General features: G+C 53.7%; 17 protein-coding genes. 2 read left to right on the plus strand and 15 right to left on the minus strand.

The features are described 5' to 3' along the window. Positions 1-251: 251 nt before the first annotated feature. Complete coding sequence (locus tag QA596_10970; GenBank protein MDG5767987.1) at positions 252-881, plus strand: protein-tyrosine-phosphatase; 630 nt, start codon at positions 252-254, stop codon at positions 879-881. 120 nt (positions 882-1,001) lie between these two features. Here QA596_10970 and QA596_10975 read toward each other — a convergent pair whose 3' ends face one another. The 9 genes from QA596_10975 to QA596_11015 all read right to left on the minus strand — a co-directional run bounded on the left by QA596_10975 (position 1,002) and on the right by QA596_11015 (position 14,734). Further along, positions 1,002-1,442 (minus strand): Hsp20/alpha crystallin family protein, encoded by a 441-nt coding sequence (locus tag QA596_10975; protein ID MDG5767988.1) that lies wholly within the window; start codon positions 1,440-1,442, stop codon positions 1,002-1,004. Positions 1,443-1,638: 196 nt separating this feature from the next. Further along, positions 1,639-3,012 (minus strand): 3-deoxy-7-phosphoheptulonate synthase class II, encoded by a 1,374-nt coding sequence (locus tag QA596_10980; GenBank protein ID MDG5767989.1) that lies wholly within the window; start codon positions 3,010-3,012, stop codon positions 1,639-1,641. Positions 3,013-3,300: 288 nt separating this feature from the next. Continuing rightward, complete coding sequence (gene dnaK / locus QA596_10985; GenBank protein ID MDG5767990.1) at positions 3,301-5,241, minus strand: molecular chaperone DnaK; 1,941 nt, start codon at positions 5,239-5,241, stop codon at positions 3,301-3,303. 135 nt (positions 5,242-5,376) lie between these two features. Continuing rightward, on the minus strand, positions 5,377-6,666 hold the full coding sequence (aroA, locus tag QA596_10990) for a 3-phosphoshikimate 1-carboxyvinyltransferase (GenBank protein ID MDG5767991.1): 1,290 nt from the start codon (positions 6,664-6,666) through the stop codon (positions 5,377-5,379). 19 nt (positions 6,667-6,685) lie between these two features. Next, positions 6,686-9,673, minus strand: coding sequence for a tetratricopeptide repeat protein (locus QA596_10995; GenBank protein ID MDG5767992.1), 2,988 nt, complete (start codon positions 9,671-9,673; stop codon positions 6,686-6,688). Positions 9,674-9,922: 249 nt separating this feature from the next. Next, entirely contained in the window at positions 9,923-10,591 is a 669-nt protein-coding gene (locus tag QA596_11000) for a CBS domain-containing protein (protein MDG5767993.1), read from the minus strand. Positions 10,592-10,593: 2 nt separating this feature from the next. Next, the gene (hflX, locus tag QA596_11005) at positions 10,594-11,904 is read right to left on the minus strand and encodes a GTPase HflX (protein ID MDG5767994.1); all 1,311 of its coding nucleotides are present in this window, start codon (positions 11,902-11,904) and stop codon (positions 10,594-10,596) included. A gap of 112 nt (positions 11,905-12,016) precedes the next feature. Beyond that, positions 12,017-12,592 carry a hypothetical protein gene (locus QA596_11010; protein ID MDG5767995.1) on the minus strand — a complete coding sequence of 192 codons (576 nt, stop codon included), beginning with the start codon at positions 12,590-12,592 and terminating at the stop codon, positions 12,017-12,019. A 9-nt stretch (positions 12,593-12,601) separates the two neighbouring features. Then, positions 12,602-14,734, minus strand: a complete 2,133-nt coding sequence (locus QA596_11015; protein ID MDG5767996.1) for a BatA domain-containing protein — start codon at positions 14,732-14,734, stop codon at positions 12,602-12,604. Positions 14,735-14,812: 78 nt separating this feature from the next. On the opposite strand from QA596_11015, the gene QA596_11020 reads away from it, so the two are divergent. Next, a complete protein-coding gene (locus tag QA596_11020) occupies positions 14,813-17,479 on the plus strand; it encodes a hypothetical protein (GenBank protein MDG5767997.1) in 2,667 nt (888 codons plus the stop codon). 197 nt (positions 17,480-17,676) lie between these two features. Here the strand turns inward: QA596_11020 and QA596_11025 are convergent, their stop codons facing one another. The 6 genes from QA596_11025 to QA596_11050 are packed head-to-tail and all read right to left on the minus strand — an operon-like array spanning position 17,677 to position 21,927. Then, entirely contained in the window at positions 17,677-18,648 is a 972-nt protein-coding gene (locus QA596_11025; GenBank protein ID MDG5767998.1) for a TIGR01777 family oxidoreductase, read from the minus strand. Positions 18,649-18,657: 9 nt separating this feature from the next. Continuing rightward, positions 18,658-19,473, minus strand: coding sequence for a phosphatidate cytidylyltransferase (locus QA596_11030; protein MDG5767999.1), 816 nt, complete (start codon positions 19,471-19,473; stop codon positions 18,658-18,660). 43 nt (positions 19,474-19,516) lie between these two features. After that, positions 19,517-19,831: a DUF2007 domain-containing protein gene (locus tag QA596_11035; protein MDG5768000.1), complete on the minus strand. Its 315-nt coding sequence runs from the start codon at positions 19,829-19,831 to the stop codon at positions 19,517-19,519. Between the two features lie 2 nt (positions 19,832-19,833). Then, complete coding sequence (locus QA596_11040) at positions 19,834-20,832, minus strand: type II CAAX endopeptidase family protein (GenBank protein ID MDG5768001.1); 999 nt, start codon at positions 20,830-20,832, stop codon at positions 19,834-19,836. A 15-nt stretch (positions 20,833-20,847) separates the two neighbouring features. After that, positions 20,848-21,417, minus strand: coding sequence for a DUF4199 family protein (locus QA596_11045; protein MDG5768002.1), 570 nt, complete (start codon positions 21,415-21,417; stop codon positions 20,848-20,850). A gap of 6 nt (positions 21,418-21,423) precedes the next feature. Further along, entirely contained in the window at positions 21,424-21,927 is a 504-nt protein-coding gene (locus tag QA596_11050) for a DUF2085 domain-containing protein (GenBank protein MDG5768003.1), read from the minus strand. Positions 21,928-21,933 lie beyond the last annotated feature (6 nt).

The following is a 21,933-nucleotide window of genomic DNA, read 5'->3' on the forward strand; positions in this document are numbered from 1 at the left end:
TTCCGGGTTAATTGCATGCTTGCCGAGTTAAAGCTTGTTACTCGAGAAGCTTGCACATGGTTCGATACCCGACACGGGTTTCCAGTGTAAAACTCACAGCATCCTGATTTTATTGTCGGCGCAACGGCTGGTTTTTACATTTTCCTAATAGGGATGTTTCCTGTTTAACTCCTATTTTCAATACGGTCTGCATTGCAACAACGGAGTATCATTGTCGCTCTTTTCAGCTATAAAACAATAAAGTGCCTGCTATGCCACAATTGGAACCCATACTCGACCAGCTTATCGATCAATTCTCCGAGGAAGAGTCCCGTATCGAAAGCGGGCGCCTTGCCGTACTGGATGAACTGACCGGATATATTCGAACGGCCGGCAAATCCGGGCAAACGGTCAGGCTTAATTTCATCTGTACGCACAATTCACGCAGAAGTCAGATGGCTCAAATTTGGGCTCACACCGCTGCAGTAGCCTTCCAGGTCCCGCATATCGAAGTTCATTCGGGCGGTACGGAAGTCACCGAATTTAACCCGTGGGCGGTAAAAGCCATGAAGACGCTCGGATTCAGAATTGATTCGACGGAAACGGACAATGGCTCGGGGAATCCCCGCTACCATGTTCATATCGGAACGGGAACACCGGCGCTCACCTGCTATTCAAAACGTTTCGATGACGTCCTTCCCGCTGACACCCCTTTTGCCGCAGTGATGACCTGCTCCGATGCCGACCGGAATTGCCCCGTTGTGCCGGGTGCCGCACTGCGAATCCCGATTACCTACGAGGATCCCAAACAGTTTGACGGCTCGGGCAGGGAGCAGCAGGAGTATCTCCGCACCGCCATCGAAATCGGCAGGGAGATGATTCGGGTTTTTCAAAAAGTATAGCACTGGAAAGCCGGTCGTTACCAGTTGAATCCGGCCTGAAACCAGGTCCGCGCCAATAAAAAAACCGGCGAGGCTTGTTGCCCCGCCGGATCTGACGCGTTGATACCGATTGGCAGGCGATTAACGGATTTTAATCTGCTTGCTGACCTGCTTCTCTTTTTTCTCGATATCGAGCTTCAAAATGCCGTCCTCGAAACGGGCGTCGATTTTGTTCTGGTCGATGTTTTCTGGAAGCATAACGGACCGTTCGAATTTTCCGTAACGGGTCTCGGTCAAGTGGTATTTCGTCTCCTTCTCCTCTTTCTCTTCCTTGCGTTCGCCGGAGATGGTCAGGCGACGATCCTGCAGATCCACATGTATGTCTTCCTTTTTCAACCCCGGAAGCGAGACCTGCACATGATAGTGACTGTCGTCTTCCGTAACATCCAGGCTCGGAACGAACATGCGTCCGGTATCGCTGGATACTACATCATTGAAAAAGTCATCGAGAATGCTGGAGAATCTCCGTGGCATGTTCGGATAATCGAGTTCGCGCAGGGGGGTATAGCGTGTGATAGTCATAACTACCTCCATTTTTTGTGTTCCAAGTTTTTGTTACGATTTCACTTTTATAAAAAGCAAAGTCCGTACCAATGGCCGCAATCTGCCAAATCGGAACACAAAGACATTTCACACGGCAGAACTCTACCGAAAAAATGTCTGAAGTATGACAGTCCTCCGCAGTTGATCTGTCAGAATTTCATGGAGCGGTTATCCCCTATTTCTGATCCCAGGTCGCCTTCCACTCTCTGGTAATGAGGAAGGCCATTTCCAGGCTCTGCTGGTAATTAAGTCGGGGATCGCAGAAGGTTTTGTAATTGCGCTTGAGTCCGTCCGCCTTAAGATTATTGGCACCGCCAACGCATTCGGTGACGTTATCGCCCGTAAGCTCCAGATGAACTCCTCCCAGGAACGACCCTTCATTGCGGTGCACTTCGAACGTGTACTTGATCTCGTCAAGAATATCGTTGAAGCTGCGGGTTTTGATATCCTCTTCTGTGGCGAAGGTGTTGCCGTGCATGGGGTCACAGCTCCAAACCACACTCAGTCCGGCCTCTTTCACCGCCCGGATGAGTCCCGGCAGCAACGGGAATACGTTGTCCCTGCCCATCCGGGTAATCAATGTGATCTTCCCTTCGGTGTTGTCGGGATTCAGTTTTTCGATAAGCCTGACGATCTCGTCATTTTCAAAGGGCGGCCCCACCTTGATACCGACGGGATTTCGGATTCCCCGAAAGTACTCTACATGGGCGCCGTCCAGTTCGCGTGTGCGATTGCCCAGCCAGGGCATATGAGTGCTGAGGTTATACCACCCCTTGTTGTGCGGCACCTGGATGGTTTGGGCGGAATCGTAGTACAGGTTAAGCGCCTCGTGTGAGGTGTGGATCCGAACCTGCCTCATGGCATCGATCTGGTCGTTGGAGATGGTTTCAACAAACCGCACCGCGTTGTTGATCGATTTGACCATCGACTCATACTCCTTGTAGTACTTGTTACGGCGCATGAAATCCAGCTCCCAGTACTCGGGATGATTCAGATTGGCAAACCCCTTGCCTTCGGTGAGTGAGCGGATAAAATTAAGCGTCAATGCCGAGAGCTTGTACCCCTCAAGCAGGCGCTTGGGGTTGGTGAGTCGGGCGTATTCGTCTTTCTGAATTTTGTTGAAGAGATCTCCGCGGTACGTCGGCAGATCCTGCCCATTTACATGTTCGACGGGTTTGGAACGCGGTTTGGCGTACTGCCCGGCTATCCTGCCAACGCGAATGACCGGTATGCCCATCTCATGGATCAGGATGAAGCTCATCTGGAGCAGCACCTTGAGCAGGTTTACCGTCTGAGGCGCGTTGCAGTTTTCAAAAACCTCGGCGCAATCTCCTCCCTGCAGCAGGAACGCCTTTCCCCTGGCCGCCTGGGCCATCTGGTCGCGCAGGTCCTCGACCTCCCAGGAGTTGACAAGCGGCGGATAGCTGCTCAGCTCCTTGTACACCTGCTTCAGAAGCTTCTGATCCTCATACTCCGGAAGCTGTTTGACGGGGAATTTTTTCCAGGAGGTGGGACTCCATTTTTGTTCGCTTGTTTTCTCCACAGTCACGTATATGCTTTTTTTTCAAGTTCAGATACGGTTATAACGTCGCAGCCGCACAGGGGGTATGCCATCCACAACCCGTAAACCGGCAATGTAATTATCTGCGACAGAACCCCGGGAAAAAGGCAATCCGGATAGCCGGCGTATTTCCCGAAAAATTTCATTCAAAGCCGGTAAAACCAACAACCTTTAATATAAACATAAAAAAGCCCCGAACCTGAATCCGATTTCAAATAATTTGAAACGGACCGATTCGGGGCTGCGTATCACATCCGGCCAGGCCGGATAGGGGTGTTACTTCTTTTTCTCCTCATCTTCATCGTCGACCACCTCGAACTCAGCATCCTCGGTGTCTGCGGTGTCTCCCGCATCACCTGACTGAGCCTCTCCTTCGGGGCCGCCTTCCTGTCCGGCAGCACCGCTCTGGGCCTCCTGCTGGGCCTGATAAAGTTCAGAGGAAGCATCGGACCATGCCTTGTTCAGCGCTTCGATAGCTTCTTCCAGACCTTCGGCATTCTGCTCTTTGTGGAGGCTTTCCACTTTTTCAAGCGCCTGCTGAATATTGGACTTGTTGCCTTCCGAAAGCTTGTCGCCAAACTCATCCAGCTGCTTCTTCGTGGAGAAGATGAGACTGTCGGCCTTGTTGAGCGTCTCAATCCGCTCACGCGCCTTCTTGTCCTCTTCGGCATGCTCTTCGGCGGCCTTCTTCATTTTATCGATCTCCTCTTCGGAGAGGCCGGAGCTGGCTTCAATCCGGATGCTCTGCTCCTTGCCAGTGCCTTTGTCCTTGGCACTAACACTCAAAACACCGTTCGCGTCGATGTCGAAGGTAACCTCGATCTGAGGCACACCGCGGGGTGCCGGTGGAATACCGTCAAGGTGGAAGCGTCCGAGCGACCGGTTGTCCTGTGCCCTGGCGCGCTCGCCCTGAATCACATGAATCTCCACACTGGACTGGTTATCGGCCGCCGTGGAGAAGGTTTCGGTTTTACTGGTCGGTATGGTTGAATTGGCTTCAATGAGCCGGGTCATCACTCCGCCAAGGGTCTCGATTCCCAAAGTAAGCGGGTTCACATCCAGCAGAACCACATCCTTGACATCACCGGAGAACACCCCGCCCTGAATAGCTGCTCCGACGGCAACCACTTCATCCGGGTTCACGCCCTTGCTCGGCTCTTTTTCAAAGAACTCCTTGACCACTTCCTGGATTTTGGGAATCCGGGTGGATCCACCCACCAGAATGACCTGGTCGATCTCCGACTTTTTGAGCTTGGCTCCTTTAAGAGCGTTTTCACAGGGCTTGAGGGTCCGCTGAACCAGATCCTCGACCAGCTGCTCGAATTTGGAGCGGGTGAGGTCGATACTCAGGTGCTTCGGCCCCGAACTGTCCGCCGTGATAAACGGCAGGTTGATATTCGTTTTCTGTGAGCTGGAAAGTTCGACCTTGGCTTTTTCCGCTGCATCCCTCAGACGCTGCAGCGCCATGGCATCTTTCTTGAGGTCGATACCATCACTTTTTTTGAATTCATCCGCAAGATAGTTGAGAATGCGGTCGTCAAAGTCGTCGCCACCGAGATGGGTATCGCCATCGGTGGATTTCACCTCGAACACTCCGTCGCCAAGCTCCAGGATGGAAATATCGAACGTTCCGCCGCCAAGGTCATACACGGCGATGGTCATACTCTTGTCCTTTTTATCCAGACCATATGCCAGCGAAGCGGCCGTTGGTTCGTTGATGATGCGTTTTACCTCCAGTCCGGCAATTTTCCCGGCTTCCTGGGTCGCCTTGCGCTGGGCATCATTAAAATAGGCGGGCACAGTGATAACCGCTTCGGTAACCTTTTCGCCCAGATACTCTTCGGCGGTCTGTTTCATTTTCTGAAGAATCATGGCCGAGATCTCTTGGGGGGCGTAGGTCCGGTCGCCCACATCCACACGGGCGGTTCCGTCATCCGCCTTGACTATCTTGTAGGATACCGTTTTTTGCTCCGACTTCACCTCATCATGAAACCGGCCCATGAAGCGCTTGATGGAGGAGATGGTTTTTTCCGGATTGGTGATGGCCTGTCTTTTGGCCGGAGCGCCCACCAACCGCTCCCCGTCTTTGCTGAATGCCACCACAGACGGCGTTGTGCGTCCTCCTTCTGCATTCTGAATTACAACCGGTTCGTTGCCTTCCATTACCGCAACGCAGGAGTTGGTTGTTCCAAGGTCTATTCCAATAATCTTACCCATAATAACTCGTTGTTCGTCGATTTAGATTAACATTCGTGAAGTAACCATTACATTACTTTTGCTGCACCTAACGACAACAACAGTGCCAACTGCCTGGAAACGCGACAAATTCTGCCGAATTGTCAGGGTGATGGGTCAAACGTGCGCCACACTGTCCAGATCCGACCAGAAATCGGGATACGATACGGCGGCCGCCTCGGCATTACGGATTTCTGACACACCGTCACCGCGAAGGGACAATATGGCAGCCGACATTGCCATCCGATGATCGTGCCGGCTGTCGTGCACGGCGGCTTTCGCGAATTGACCGGGATTGCCGTCTATGGCAAGGCCATCATCGTAGCCGATTATTTTTACACCGGCCCGTTCAAGCATGTTTTGCATTTCCCGGAGCCGGTCGCTTTCCTTGTAGCGAAGCTCCGAAGCGCCGGTAATCCGTGAGCGGCCCTCGGCAAATGCCATGGCCACCGAGAGCACAGGCAATTCATCGATGGCGTTGGGGATTTCTTCCGGATGGATGTCGACTCCTTTCAGATTGGCCGCCCTCACCCGGATATCCGCTACCGGCTCATCTCCTTCCAGTCTTTCATTTGATGTTTCGATATCGGCACCCATCCTTTCAAGAATGTGCAGAGCGGCGCAGCGGGTCGGATTGATGCCTGTTGCCGGCAATAGCAGGTCTGATCCCTCCAGGATGGAAGCCGCCACCATCCAGAAAGCGGCGGCGGAGAAATCACCCGGAATTCGCAGATTCTGGGGGGGTATAGCCAGATCACGACTGCTTTCAATCACATTTTTGCCGTTCTCCGGGGACACCGGCAAACGCAGCATGGTCTCTGTGTGATTCCGGCTTGGAACGGATTCCACCACCCTGGTGGGGGTGTCACCGAAAAGTCCTGCCAGCAGCACGCATGATTTCAGCTGGGCACTGGCCACCGGAAGCTCAAACAGGATCGGCCTCAGCGGATCCTTCCTGGAAATTCGCAGCGGCGGATATCCTCCGTGAGCCGTATCCATGGCGGCGCCCATCCGGACGAGGGGATCCACAATCCGTTTCATCGGACGCCCGGCAAGCGAAGCATCTCCGGTGAGGGTTGCTGTTATCCCGGCCCCTGCAATAATGCCGGACAACAGGCGCATGACCGTCCCGGAGTTACCACAATCGACAGTTCCCGGATCAGGCCTGAGGGCGTCGCGGCCCACCCCATCCACCGTAACCTCAAATTCTTTTTTGCTAACCGTTGCCCCAAGCAGAGCGATGCAGCGGAGAGCGGTTTGCGGGTCTTCCGCCGCCGGATAGTTTGCTATGACCGACCTTTCCTCCGAAAGCATGGAGAAGAGGGCCGCCCGCTGTGCAATCGATTTGTCGGGGGGCAGATGCAGCGTTCCGGTAAGTTTTTTTGCGGGAGCGACATGCTGATTCATTCGTAGAGAAAACCCTCCTTTATAATTGTTCTGCGGCTCTTTCGGCATACTCGGTATCCGGGAAACGCTCCATAACGTCCCGGAGCGTCTGACCCGAGCGGCCCTGCTGCCCCATTGCGCGATAGGTCTCGGCAGTAGCCAGCATGGCTTCGGCCACCCACCGGTCGTACGCCTCATACAGGGCGCTTACCCTTGCATAGGCATCCAGTGCCTGCTCGTAATTGCCCCGGTATTGCTGCACACGTCCGAGCAGATATTGTGCTTCGGCGCCATTTTCGAGGGTACTGGATTCGGCGACCTGGCCAAGATAGCGTTCGGCATCCATAAACTGCCTTCGTTCCATGGCGACCCGTCCTTTGCCGATCAAAGCCGGCTCGAACCCGGACCTGCGCTGGAGTGCAAGGTCGTAGGCGTCATCGGCGCGTCCGGTGCTGCCGGTTGCAAGATAGGCATCGCCGAGATATGCGAGTGCTTCTACCTGCAGGCGCCCGTCGCGTTCCACCAGGCGTTCAAGCGCGGTTACAGCTTCTTCATAACGGCCTCGTCCGTATTCAAGCCGCCCGATGTGGAGAAGGGCGGGGTCAAGGCGGTCCGAGTCCGGAAACTCATCCACAATTTGCCGGTATGCGGATATGGCGCTGCCGCTATCACCCAGCAAATCATACGCCTCTCCGACACTGAACCATGCTTCCGGAATCATCGATTCTGTAGTTGTAACCCTGATGTAGTGACGGAACGACGCGATAGCCTCACGGTACTCGCCGGCCTGCATCAGATTCTCTGCCTGACGAAAGCGGAGCTGATCTGCCGTGCCGGTTTGCGGGTGCTGGTTCAGGAACGACTCCAGGATCTCCAGACTTGTATCTTCTTTTCCGGCTGCCAATTGCGCGAACTGAATACCACGAACGGCATCCACGACATATCCGCTTTGCGGGTATTCGTCCATGACCAGCCGGTAGGCATCCACCGCCCGTTCGTAATCTCCCGCATTGAAAAAGGCATCTCCGATTTGGTACTGCGCGCGCGCAGCCCATTCGGTACCGGGGTAGCGGTTGATGAGAGTGTGAAACTCCTCGATTGCCTGATCGTAGTTGCCGATCTGAAAGAAAATGTGGCCGATGTTGTATTGGGCCTGCTCCCTGAGTCTGCTGGAGGGGAACACCCTGGCCAGCCGCCGGAAATTACTGACCGCCTCAAAAGACCGGTCGCTCCGATAGTAGCTGTTGGCGATCTGGAATATGGCGTAGTCGCCACCGGGATCGGCCCCGGCCGCTCTTCCATAACTGGCGATGGCATCATCATAGCGTCCCAGTGCAAAATAGGAGTCGCCCAAACGCAGCCGCGTGTCAACATCATACGGAAACAAAGCCATGGGAGGGGGCTCATGTTCACGTTCAAAGGCCTCAAAATACTCGGCCGCCCGGGCAAAATTCTGTTTGTGGAAGTAGCTCCATCCAAGCGAATAAACGGCCGCACCGGTAAAACGGTGGTCCGGATAGCCTTCCACAAACCGTTCGAACTGGCGTGTGGCATTTTGCCACTGCTGAAGATTGAAATAGCTGTCGGCGCTCCAAAACAGTGCTTCGGCAGCCAGTGCACCGGAAGGCTGCTCCCGGTAAACGGATTCAAATGCCTGGGCCGCCTCCCGGTAGGCATGGTTTTCATAGAGCACCCAGGCACGCTGGAACTGGGCCTGGCGCTTCATTTCGGGGTCGACATCTGCGGCTGCTCCGGCCATCTCAAAAGCCTGTACCGCACGGGTGAATTCGTTATTGGCAAAATACGCTTCCCCCAGCAGCGAGTAGATTTTGCCGGGATCTTCAAGATCGTAATCTTTTCTCACCAGGGTCTGCAGCACTTCGACCGCCAGGGTATTGCGCCCCAGCTCAAAGGCGGTCAGCGCCCACTCATAGTAGGCCCTCTCGATCCAGAAGCCATCGGTAAAACGGTCGCCGAATTTCTGAAATACCTCAAGCGCCAGGTCATAGCGTCCACTCAATTTCCGGTTGACCGCCTCGTAGTAAAGCGCCTTTCGGGCCAGCTCGTCATCACCCGGAGAGGCTTTTTCGAAAGCATCAGCGGCCCAGTGATATACCTGTTGCTTGTGATAGACCCATCCGAGTCCGTAGTGTGCGGGCCGGGCCTGCATCACATCATCGGTCAGGCTGATATACCTTCGGTATTGCGTGGCGGCATTGTCGAATTGCCGCAAATAGTTGTGGCTTTCCGCTATGAGTAAAACCGCCTTCAGCAAGGCTTCCTCTTCCAGATAGGGCAATTCGCTTCTGAGGACACGGATGGCCTCTTCGTAATGCCCCTGGCGATAGTACATTTCCCCCAGGGCGGTTCCAATCTGCCGGGTAACCGGGTCGTTCGGATAACGGCTCCTGAGATCTTCGAACACCCTGGCCGACTGCTCGTAGTCTTCGCGCTCAAGGTAGATGCTTCCCCTTGCATACATGGCCCTCGGCGCCCATTCCGATTCGGGATACGACTCCGCCAGAATCCGGAACAAGGTGGATGAACTGTCGCTCAATTCCAGTTGCCGTGCCGACTCAGCCTTCAGAAACAGAAATTCTATTTTCCGGGGCTCCTTGAGTTCTATCTCATGGGCCCAGCTGTAATGTCTCAGGGCCTCCTCGTACCGCCCGGCACGAAAATCACGTCCGGCCAGATCTTCCAGCATTTGCGTGGCATACGTACCTGCGGGATACTGCTGCAAGTACCGGAACACATAGGTATGCCGATTGAGGGTGTCGAGCGCCATACGGGACAGCTTGTAGTGGAACAGGGCCTTTTCGTGCAGCGACTGTTCTACTTCGCGATCCAGATAACTGCGGAAATATTTGGCGGCTTGTTCAAAAAGGCCTTCATGGTAGAGTCTCATTCCCTCTTCAAACTCATGGTGTTCCGAAGGAGAGGCGAACTGGCCGTTTGCAACAGTGGCGGATCCTGCAACACCGGCAAGCAGCAGGAGGATTATAAGGACATGATGAGCCGCTTTCATCCAGTACGGTTTTTTACGTTAGGGAAAGGTGGAATATAGTGATAGAACGGGACTTCTTCCGAACATAAACGCAATGTCGGCAACGATTATGCGGGGAAATATCGTGTTGCGCCTCATTTATTTCATTGTCGAATTCCGGCGGGGCAGTGCAACGAAATCCGGTTGTTTATTACGTTACCGCGGACCTGTTTATTGGCAGGAAGGGGCGGTATCGGCCAAGCCGGAGGTAACGGCTCAAGCCGGGGCGTCTCAAATATTCAGATAGTGCATGAGCTCGTCGGCCCGCTCTTCGTAACGGCGATCTTCCCTGTTGTCCGTGCTTTGGGAATCCACAATGTATTCATGCCGTCTGAGGGCTGCGACAATACGTGCCGGATCGGGCAGGTTGAGTTTGATGTAAACGACATAAAAGGGGTAATTTCCGGTGGGGGCTTCTACGCTTAACCCCAGAATCAACCCCCCTTCGGCCTCGATGATCCGCACCAGCTGGGAGAGGGTAAAGTCACGCTCCTCGAAATGGACCGTTACAAGAGAACCGAAATCGGTGAAATTCATGCTTCTCACGATACGGTCGAAAAGGTGCGCTCGGTCAACTACACCTATGTAATTACGCTGTTCATCGAGTACGGCAATCATGGAGAGGTCATGTTTCTCCATGACCCTTGCCGTTTCAAAAATATTCTGATCCGGAGAAGTGACCACCGGCCGCTGCTCGCGAATCGCCATCACACTTTCAAACTCTGACTGGTGCTGGCTCGCGGAGACCCGGCTTACCATGCCTATGAAACGGTTGGTTGTGGCATCCACTATCGGCAGCCAGGAATATCCGCTATCCGCCATGGCCTGGAGAGCATCCAGGATGGTGTCTGCAGCCCGAAGCGGCCGTACATTTTCGCTGAGTGTGTCACGAATCAGCATAATTATTCTCCGTTCACAGGTTCCAGAACTTCTTCCGTTGCGTCGATTTTTGCCAGGGTATCTTTAAGTTTGCCGAGATGTTTTTTGTGAATCCGGCAGGTGAGCCTTATCGAGTCCTCGTCATATGTTTCCTTTTCTATTTCCGCTACCTCATGCAAATATGATACCACATGATACCCCGTTATCGGTAAGACAATTTTTCTATATAAATAATTTCTTGCAACTCTTTTTTTTATCTCTGACCGGATATCGTCCAGTCCGATTCCCCGGGTAGCGGACACCAGCACACTGCCGGGATAGTCATGCCGTACATCGGCCAGATCCTGGGGGGAGTCAACCCGGTCTACCTTGTTGAAAACCAAAATGGCGGGCCTGTCTCCAGCTCCCAGCTCTTTGAGCGTATTGTGCACGGTTTCGATATACTCTTGCTTAAGGGGTGATGAGACATCCACGACATGAAGCAGCAAATCGGCTTCACGTATTTCATCAAGGGTCGATTTAAAACTCTCGACAAGATGGTGCGGGAGCTTACGGATAAAGCCGACCGTATCGGATAGAAGAACCGTCTCGCTATCCACTTCAAATTTCCGAACGGTTGCGTCCAGTGTGGCAAAAAGCCGGTTTTCCGCCAGCACGCTGGTATCTGTGATGGCATTCATAAGCGAAGACTTTCCGGCGTTGGTATAACCTGCAAGCGCGACCCGAAGCGACTCTTCACGCCCCTGGCGCTGTACTTTCCGCTGCTGATCCAGCTTCTCCAGCTTTTTCTTGAGCACGGATATCCTTCTGCCGATGAGCCTCCGGTCGGTTTCAATTTGTGTCTCACCAGGACCTTTAGTGCCAATCCCGCCTTTCTGCCTTGAAAGGTGTGTCCAGTAGCGGGTCAGCCTGGGCAGGAGATATTGGAGCTGTGCCAGCTCGACCTGCGTTTTGGCTGCCGCCGTCTTGGCACGGGATGCAAAGATATCCAGGATCAGACCGCTACGATCCAGCACTTTGGCTTCAACCGACTTTTCAATATTTCTGGCCTGGGTCGGAGAGAGGTCGTCGTCAAATATCACGACATCGGCCTTCTCATCTTTCATAACCTGCCGAACTTCATTGAGTTTTCCCTTGCCGATATAGGTGCTTACATCCGGGCGTGGCTTGTGCTGCAGAATTTTTTTTACGGTGAATCCTCCTGCGGTATCTGTAAGCAGTTCGAGTTCCGATAGATACTCCTCGGCTTTTACCTTGTCTATATCACCGCCATAAATACCGACCAGTACCGCCTTTTCCTGGTCGTTTATATTCGTTTTAAGATCGTTATTCAAAAATAGTCCGGGATTGTTGTTTGTAAAAAGTAGTTACTCAGGAGAAATGTGGCTCTTCGCCTGCGGGAAGTGATCCGAGACTTTAAGCAGAACCAGCCGTTTTACAGGTAGATCACTTCAATTGCCCGATCCAGGTTGTTTCAAACTCACCGAGACTGAACCTGCGGCCGAGTTTTTTCCTGAGAATTTGGGAAAATATGGGCCTTTTGTCCGACGGGACTTCCAGCTCCAGCCTGATATTACGTGATTTTTCACCGGACAGGGCATCCGGATAGAAAAAAGCGAAGACCTGTTTGTTGCCCTCGTTCAATTCCACATAGTCCATAATCCGGCTCCAGGCCACGGTTTGTGAAGGATCATTGACGTTTTTAACAATGCCGTGGTCCGTCACAAAACGCTTCGACATCAGATAGCTGGTGATAAACCAGTTAAACCCGATCCAGTTGTAACACATGACCGGAACCAGATAGGTGTTCATTTGCTGGGAGATAACCAGCGTGGTCAATGCGAGCGAAAAAAGAAGAAACACGCTTGAGAAAACAGGATATCCGTACAGTTTTCCGGACTTCCAGGTGATCTCCACATTGCGAAGCCGCAATGCGTTAGAAAGGGTAACCATCATCAGCATGGTCGTACCCAAAGCAAAGAAAGCGAGTATAATTAAATGGACTGTAGCAAGATGTGTCATACGCGTTTTTTATTCTGCAGAGGTTTCAACCCTGTATTGCCTTGAAATAATGCATTCTGCCACCATAAAAGCAAGTGCCAGCCAAATAAACCAACTCCAAATTTCTCTGCCGAAACTGACCGACGCCATCGCCGATCGCATCTGAGCATGATCATATCCGGTGATATCCACAACTCCAGCCAGTGGCAGTCGATTTTCCAGAAAAGACTCTGTCTCTGCCAATGATAACGATGTAAAATCCGATTCCGATATATGCTGATTCACCGCCAGAGTAAAAATTCTGTTGTCCAAATGGAGTTCGAGCCAACCCGGCGACCACTCCCGGCCGGGATACCGCACCCTGAGTCCGTCTGCGCCCGCTGCCGTTTCTGGCCGAACTTCTTCTCCGTTGAGTACAAGCCGAACCAGCGAGCCGCCTCCACCGAGATTCCGGTCAAGGGGAGTGCCCAGCGTATGTTCCCTCAGGCCACCGCCTTCCCATGCTACAACTTCGAGCATCATCCGGAATATCAGCGGGGCATAGACGGGTTTTATGCTGAGGTTTGACCACCCCGGCCCGATGCCCATCGCAGCGGCAAGAACCATACCGTCTCCCGCGCGGTGACGTACAAAAAGTGGCTCACCCAGATTGGAACGCAGCATGACGCTGCTGCCCGGCGAACCCGAATCATCATATTGCCAGTAATGAAAAAGTGTCGGCATGTCAATGCGAAGCTCGCCGTCATCTTCCGTGTGCAGGATATCATCGGCCAGCAGGTGTCCCGCCGACAGCCGCTCCAGCGATGCCACCTCCTCAAACCGTCCGTAAGTTCCGCGCATTCCGGTAAAGGTACCGGCCTGAAACTGACTCAAAAACCGGTTGTATCTCTCCATGCTGCCCTGTTCCGACGGCAGGAAAAACACCCCCCGGCCCTGCTGCACATATTGCACCAGTTCTGCATGGAGGTATTCCGGTACACGTTCCACTCCATCCAGCACAATGGCGTCAAACTGGTCCAGGCTGTATTGCCGCAACTGGCGGATGTCGGTGCGCGTGCCATTGAGGCCGGCACCTGTTTCAGATGCGGCGGCAAGGACCGGCCAGAGATAGGATCTCCGTGTTCCGTCTTCGCCCGCATCGGTAACCAGCAGTATACTTCTGCTTTCAGGTACTTCGATGGAAAAATATCGGCGATGGTCAAATGTGTAGGTGCCACCTTCCAGAACGGCCATGCCACGGACGCTGCCGGATGTCTCCGGTATGACTTCAAAAAGAAGCTCCCGCTGCTGGCCGCCTTCAAGGTCGACCTCGTACTGCCCGATACGCTCCCCGTCAACTTCCAGGCTCAGAAACATGTTATGGGCCGGCTGTATGCCAAAATTCCGGACCTGAACCGATACCCCGACCGGAACCCCGGCGCCAGTGACCCGATCGTCAATCTGTACATTTGTTACCGCAACATTTTGGAACTCCTGTCCCCCGACCCTGACAAGCGTCACCGGCACATGGTCGTACTGCGGAGTGTCATTCCCTCCGTTCTCCTCCAGCTTCTCCAGTTGTGTCTTTCTGGCGTCTGTAATCCAGTAAGCCCGTCCGGACTCTCCGGGCTCATCGGCAATCCGTTCCTGAATGAAGTCCATCCTCTCTGAAGGATACGCCCCCTTGTTCACCGGCTCAATTTGATCCAGATAATTTCTCGCCTCCGCGGCCCGCATCCATCTTCCCGAATCCAGCTCACCATGTGTCGGAACCAGCAGAAAGCGGGGCCCGTCCCCCGCCTGACCAATAATTTCATCCGCCGCCCGTTTCGCCTGTTCCATATAGGGACCACCTTCATCGACCTGCATCATGCTTGGCCCGTTATCGATCATGATCCCCACAATGCTGCTTTGCTGACCCGTACCCAGCCATCCGGCCACATGGGACGGTATGAAAGGGCGCGCCAGTGCAGCTGCAAGTGCCAGGACAGCCAACACCCGCAAGGCGAGAAGCAGGTATCTTTTGATATTCAACCGGCGAATCGTTGATTTTTGCAACTCCTGGAAGAAAGCCAGCGTCGAATAGGCTACCCTTTGCGGTTTTCGCAGATTAATCAGGTGAATGATCACCGGTATGGCTGCCGCCGCAAATGCAACAAACAGGAACGGATTCAAAAAACTCATTCAAAAAGTGATATTTTAGGATCGCTGGTAACTAAAAAAGAACGTCGCGCTTTAACAGGTATTTCCCAAAACTTCTATATGATAGCAAGAACCCCCCATTCTTTATTTATCTTTTTACTGCTTTTTTTGCTATTTACAGCCTGTTCGGATTCCCTTGAGCAAAAAAGCTGGCTTTCCGCCATACCGGCAGAAAGCCCGATCATCGCCCTCCACCACGATGCCGATTTTTTTGATATCCTTGGCACCGGAAGCGGATTACGGGCCAATGAACTGGCCTCCATACGTATTCCAGCGCTTGCAGAAATGCGTGAACGGATCTCCACACATGTGCCGATTAAAGCCACCGCTTTCTATCCGACCGGATCGCATGAGCTTCAGCCCCTGTTCGTGCTGGAAGATCCCGGAATGGGCCTTCGTACAGTCGCATCCCGCTTCAGAAAGGAGTATGCTCAAAACAGTTATTCTTTTCATGGACAGACCATCCATATCCTTCACCTCGAGGGCGAAACCCTCTTCGGCACTCAGCTCCACAACTGGATCCTCCTGAGCAAGAACAGCGCCGCTGTTGAAAACGGCCTGCTCACATACAGCGGAAAGAATCCCGGAATCTCCATGGATGAGCCGCTGCCCGGCGACGGTGATTACCTGCTGAACACCCCCAGAGTGTATAACTGGCTTAAACTTTTAGGTGCACCCCGGTACCTCCCCCGTTTTTCCGGCATAACCGAAGGAACAGGCCCTGCTGTAATAACCGTATCCAACGGAGAGTCGGACGACCCGCAGTTCAATGCTGCTCTTCGAGGTACCATTCCTTTTGACGACAGCCGGCTGTCCCCTTTCATGTCGGCACTCGCTTCAGAACCGGGTCCGTCTGACCTGGACCGCTACATTCCGGCCGACGCCGCATTCTTTACTATTTTTCACCAGCACAACGGATACACCATCCCTTCTGAGGCCGAGCATGTCTCCACCCTCGATTCCCTGTTGTCCAGTGATTCCGATCTGTTGCGGGAAATTGAGCAGACCCTGGCTCCACCAACGGCTTACGTGGCTTTTGAGGCGAGCGGCTTTTTGTCGGTCGGTGAGAGCATGATTTTACGACGGCTGGAAAATCCGGCGGCATTCACCCGGATTCTGAACCGGCTGGAGCAGGAAGGATGGATAGAAAGCAGTAATGATGTTTTTCATGTGAGCAGCACGATCCTGTCCGGAATGCTTGGCGGTCCGTTCAGCCGATTCACCGACTTCTTTATTTCACGTTCTGCAAACGCTGCGGTCATCACCCACCGCTCCGGACTCGCCCGGCGTGTGGATCAGGACCGGAGACGTCGTGCGGTGTATTATTATGATGATGAATATATCTCGGCCCGAAGGCAGCACCCGGATAGTTTTAGCGCCTGGAGCTATTCGCGCACAGCTCCGCTGATGAACTATCTGGAGCCCAAACTGAACCCCAGAAACCACGCCCCCTATCTGGCCTCGCTTAGCGACATCAGCGCCGCAAGCCTTGTCCGCAACGGGGAGGAGCTCTCTTTTCGCCTCGACTCCTATTACAGTGAAGATCGTGCCGATCCCGTCAGGGAACTGTGGGTTTTCGGACTGGGTGGCGCCCGGCTTACCGGCAAACCGCTCCAGACCGATCTTCTGGGAGGATCGGGCAACGAGCTGATCATCGCCACCGAGAATAACCGAATTCACGGAATCGCTTCAGACGGAACCAGTTTTGTTGAGACCAACACCGGCAACGATCGCCCGGTCGGGTCCCCCATCGTGTATGACTGGTACGGCAACAATCAGCATGTGATACTTGTTGCTGCCGGTAACAGGATTTATGCATGGAATTTGCGCGGCATCCCCCTGCCCAACTTTCCTGTTACCATGGATGAAAACATCACGGCTCCGCTGGCACTGGCAGATGTCTCTCGTAACGGACGGCCCGAAATGATCGTCGCTACATCCGACCGCAAGGTTCATGTACTGGATCAGCGTGGCAGAAATATCAGCGGATGGCCCCAGGATGTGAACGTTCAGGTAAGTCGAAAGCCGGAATTCCGCTCATTTGGCGGTGAAGCAACCCTTTGGGTCACTGCCGGAAACGCTCTGTTCGGCTTTACGCCGGAGGGCAGCCGTCGCGAACCCTTCCCAGTTTTTATCGAGTCGGACTTCGGTCCGCTTGCATTTCATAACCGGCATATTCTTGCGGGAGCCTCCGACGGACACCTGTATGCCATTGGCGAAGAGCCTCTGTTTGCAGACACTCTGGCAGTTGTTCCCGAAAATGGCAACGATGAAGACACCAATGAGCATGGCCTGTCCGTACAGCGATTATATGTCGATAACTCGCCCATCCTGAACCGGCCCGTCATACGGGAACTGACCGTCTCGGACAGCGATGGCAATACCGTTCGGGAGCAAATGATCGGGGTTCAGAGCCTCAGCGGCAACCTGTTCCTGATAAGCGAAAGCGGACAGCTTCGCATGACCCGCAGCATGGGACAGCAGGCCGCCGAGTACGACAGCATGGTGATTACGGATGTCAACGGCGACGGTAATCCGGATATGGCCGCGGTTTCCACCACGGGCAGGTTGTATGCCTGGCAGGTGGCGTCCGGTGAACGGCTGGAGCATATCCCTTCCGCTTCCATGCGCTTCCCAGTATTCACCGACCTGCTGGGTAATGGTGAGAGGGAGCTGATCGGCCAGACCCGCGACGGATTGCGCTGCTGGTCATTTCGCAGGCCATAACCTAACCAGGCTTACCCGATCCGGTTTCAATCGGCAGCCATGTAGCATACTTTTTCGGACTGCCCGTTGAGGAAATGGTTCCGAAACCCGCGGCCATGGCGAGCCGGAAGCCAGTAGAACTGTGACACAAACCCGGGTACCGCCCCGCAATGGTATTTTGCAAGGCTGCTTCTATTGAGACCGTTGCCCGGCGACCGCTATTCAGTCTCTTTGTCTGTGAGCAGGCTTTCCAGAGCCCGGCCGGCATCAGCATACTCAAACGAAAAACCGTCCTGTTCGAGTTTCGCCGGCACCGCCCTGAGGCTGGTGGTGAGCATGGTTGCGGCTTCTCCCAGCGCCACATTCAGCGCAAACTGCGGGACCTTGAACAGCGACGGCCGCGACAACACCCGGCCAAGTTCACTGGTAAACGCATCCATGGTAACCGGTTCCGGGCCGGTGGCGTTATACGGCCCCTCCATGGATTCGTTCCGAATCACATGCAAGAATGAGCGGCACAGATCCTCGATGTGAATCCACGGAAAAAACTGGGATCCGGGCCCAAGTGATCCTCCCAAAAACGCCTGAAACACGGGCAGCATGGGCCCCAGGGCGCCCCCGCCCCGACCCAGCGCAATTCCGATTCGGGGATTAGCCACTCTCACACCCAAATCGGAAGCTTTCAGCGATTCGTTTTCCCAGTCGCGGCAAATGGTTGCTAGAAAGTCACTTCCGCTGCCCATATCTTCGGTGATGCGCTCCTCCCCCCGGTCGCCGTAGTAGCCCACGGCGGAAGCCGACAGAAACAGTGCCGGCTTGCTGTCAGCGTTCCCTATGGCTGTTACCAAATCGCGAGTAGTACCGATCCGGCTGTCATAGAGCCTTTTTTTGACGGAGGAAGTCCATCGCTTGCCAAACAGGCTTTCGCCGGCGAGATTGACCACCACATCGCATCCATCCACACTGGCGGTGAGATCATCGGCAAGCGGCACATAACGGATCCGGGGCGCATTGTGCAGGGGGCCTCCGGAAACCTGGTCTCCCGGATTTGTGGCCGGTTTGTCTGAATTGCTGTTTTGATGGTGTTCGGGAGAACGGGTTGCGATGGTAACCGAGAACCCGTGATCTGTCAGTTTGCGGGCAAGATACCGGCCGATGAAGCCGGTCCCGCCGGTCATGAACACGTTCATAAGCGGTGGTTAAATAATCGAAAAATACGCCAGGACCTGGAAATAGGCCATGGCGGCAGGAGCCGAAAAAAGAACGGCATCAAACCGGTCGTACATTCCACCGTGACCGGGGATCAGCTCCGAAGAGTCCTTGACCTCCGAAGCCCGTTTCAATTTGCTTTCCGCCAGATCTCCGGCTGGCCCCATGAATCCGACAATTACGGCAAACGGAAGGGCAGCAGCCAGGTTCAGGGGGAAGTCCGGTAAAAAATGCATGCAGAGGAAGAGCATGATCAACGTACCGAGAAATCCCCACAGAAATCCTTCAACGGTTTTCGATGGACTTATTTTCGGGGCCAGCTTGCGGCGGCCGGTCAGTTTGCCTCCGAAATAGGCAAAAACATCATTGGCCCAGACCATCAGGAGCAGGGTGAGTGTGAGCAGAAATCCGGTATGGTCATTGCCCATTTCACGTAGCAGCAACAGGCCGGAGAACAGGGCGGGCACCATAACTGCAACGGCCAGTGTGGCGATCAGTGTATGCCAGGGGTGTTTATCGGTACGAAAAACCTCCCCGGTCAGCGTCGCGAGGAGCAGGACCAGAAACAGGGACCAGGCAAAACCGGGAACAATTCCGAGCAGCAGTACCGGAACTCCCATCGAAAGGGCGGCTATCTTGAGCACCCGCACATTCTGTTTTTCCAGCATGCTGATGATTTCCAGCTGAACGATAACGGCAAGTACAACCAGCGTAGCTGCAAAAACCCATCCACCCAGCCAGGTCAAAATGAGAAAAACCGGTGCAGCTACCAGAGCGGAAAGTACTCGTTTAACCAGTTCAGGCACCCTGCTCCCCCTTTCTTAGTTCCGGACAATTTACGGGCATTGTTCACGAATCATGGTCAGGTGATTCTGTATTATCATTATCGGAGGTATCCATTTCCGATTCATCGATCTTGCCCTCTTTCCACTCGTTCAGCGCTTTTTGGGCATCTTCGGCATGTTCGCGTGGAACATACAAAAAGATGGCTGAGAGATCTCCGAAGTTAACGGTATAGGCGCTGTCCTTTTTGGAGAGGATTTCGCAGGGAATATCACGGTTCTCCAAAAAGCCGTGAACGAGACCGGCCTCGCTTTCGATGCTGGTTTCGTAGACGCAGGTCCAGTCCTCAATCTTGTCTGGTGAAATTTTATTGTTAAACATGGTTACTCCCGCTTGGTTATTTGATGGATATAGCGCAGTATCATAAAAATACCACCTATACTGGCAAACACCAACCACAGGGGCGGAAGTTCGGTAGCAACCAACTGCTCGGTCATTATATCGGAAAATAATCCTGCCATGATGACACTGCCCCCGTTGTTAACAAAATGGCCGACCATGGCGGGATAAATACTGTCGGATCTCCACACCAGCCAGGAGAGGAGCATTCCGATGGCGGCGAGAGGAATAAGCTGGGTGAGGCGGATATGAAACAGTCCGAAGAGCAGGCCGCCGACAATAATGGCTGCCCAGATGCCCCATGAACGCTCCATCAGCCGCTGGGCATATCCCCGAAACAGAATCTCCTCACAGACGGAGGGAACCAGGCCGACATGAATCAGAGCCAGAAGCACCATGTTGTCGGAAGTCAGAAACGACGTGATCATCTCCAGCTGAACCTCCTCCATGGCCATATAGGCATCCGGCATGGGGATTTGGGCGTTGATCCATCCAAGCAGCCAGACTGTCGGTTGCATGAAGATCACAAGGAGCACCGTTTGCAGCACCACTGGCAGGGTTTTTTCATCATGCCGGAACCGCAGGAATGCCGATCGTTTCCCGGTGGTGGAGAGGCCGGCAATCAGCCAGGTCAGCATGCCGATTATCAGAATCTGGAAAATGGAATTCCCCAGAAAAATCCCGTCAAGGTGCTCAACGAAAACGGCGGTGTCCAATACCTGGGAGGGATCGTCCAGAGCAATCATCAGATAGACAACGGCAAACAGATTGCCGAAGATCTGGAACAGAACGAACGCGAGAACTACCCACACCAGGGCCGGCAGCCAGTCGGGAAAGCCGTTACGACTGGTCCAGCTTTGCTCATGAAGAAACCCCTGAGGACTCACCGGCGGCTCACCGGAAGGCCGGCTCTCCGCATGGGGTTCTGAGTCACCGGGCGCCTGTCCGCCCCCGTCATTTTTATTGGAGTGCTGATCTGACATGAAAAAAGAATAAAATTACAGTTCCTCTTCCGGGGCTTTCCCCATAACTTTTGCTGCCAGCATTCCGCTCAGGACATTCAGCAGGCCGTACATTACCGCTCCCATACCGAGCATCTGCAGAATATTACCGGCAGAGTGGTAGTTTTGCATCTGGGTATAGGTGGCGTCGATCATCTCATCCTTCATGGCGCTGTCAAACATAGTACTCGCCTCAATATTGGCGATCATGGCGTTCTGAAGGTTGTCGATATAGGAGCTGTCGATGACAGGCCAGATCATGCTGAGCACAACGGATACCAATGCAATGAACACACCTGTAAACAGTCCGATGACCGCACCTCTGCCCACCTTGAGCTCTTTTCCATGCTCATTGATATAGAACTTGACCGCCAGGACTCCTCCAAAAAGCGCAATCAGGCACCCGATGGCCGAACTGGCATAGTACATCATCAAAAAAGAACCGGACGGTTCGGAGTGGATGGTGATGTAGCCTCCGATAATGGTGATCAAGAAGACGATGAAGCCGAAGATGGCACCTGCCTTGCCCGCCGCATTCCAGTATGATTTGTTTTGTGCTTGTTCCATTTACCTTTATCCTCCTTGTTTAGGTTTCGCAACGGTCAGGGCGGTCGCCAGCATGATTCCGGCGGATAACCCCCAGGCCGTTCCGAGTAACAATCTTGTGTGATTGGAGCTTCGCCAAAGATCTAACAGATTGGCAAAACCGTCAGATACCAATACGATAGACACCAAAAAAAAGATTCCTGTAATATAACGGTTCCATACCTTTCCAAAAGTGAAAAAAAATGCGGAACCGGCAATACCCGCCAGCAGGCCGGTATAGATGCCCGTGCAACGGCTGCAGGCCGCCAGCGGCACCTCGTTGATGAATAGCGCCCTGTCGATCTGCTGATGGCAGACAAATGAAAACAGGGATTGCGGCCAGCTTCCGGCCCATTCTGTGATGGTACCGTAAAAGAGCGGCGGACTCCAGGCCGTCAGTGCCAGGAATGCGGCAATTCCGATCGCTATGGTCGATAGCAGCGGGTCGAGCTTCATAACGGGAGTTGACGGTTTGCCGGAAGCCAGACTCATGCGGTA

It is taken from the genome of Balneolales bacterium ANBcel1, assembly GCA_029688905.1.
In the GTDB taxonomy this organism is placed as follows: Bacteria; Bacteroidota; Rhodothermia; order Balneolales; family Natronogracilivirgulaceae; genus SLLW01.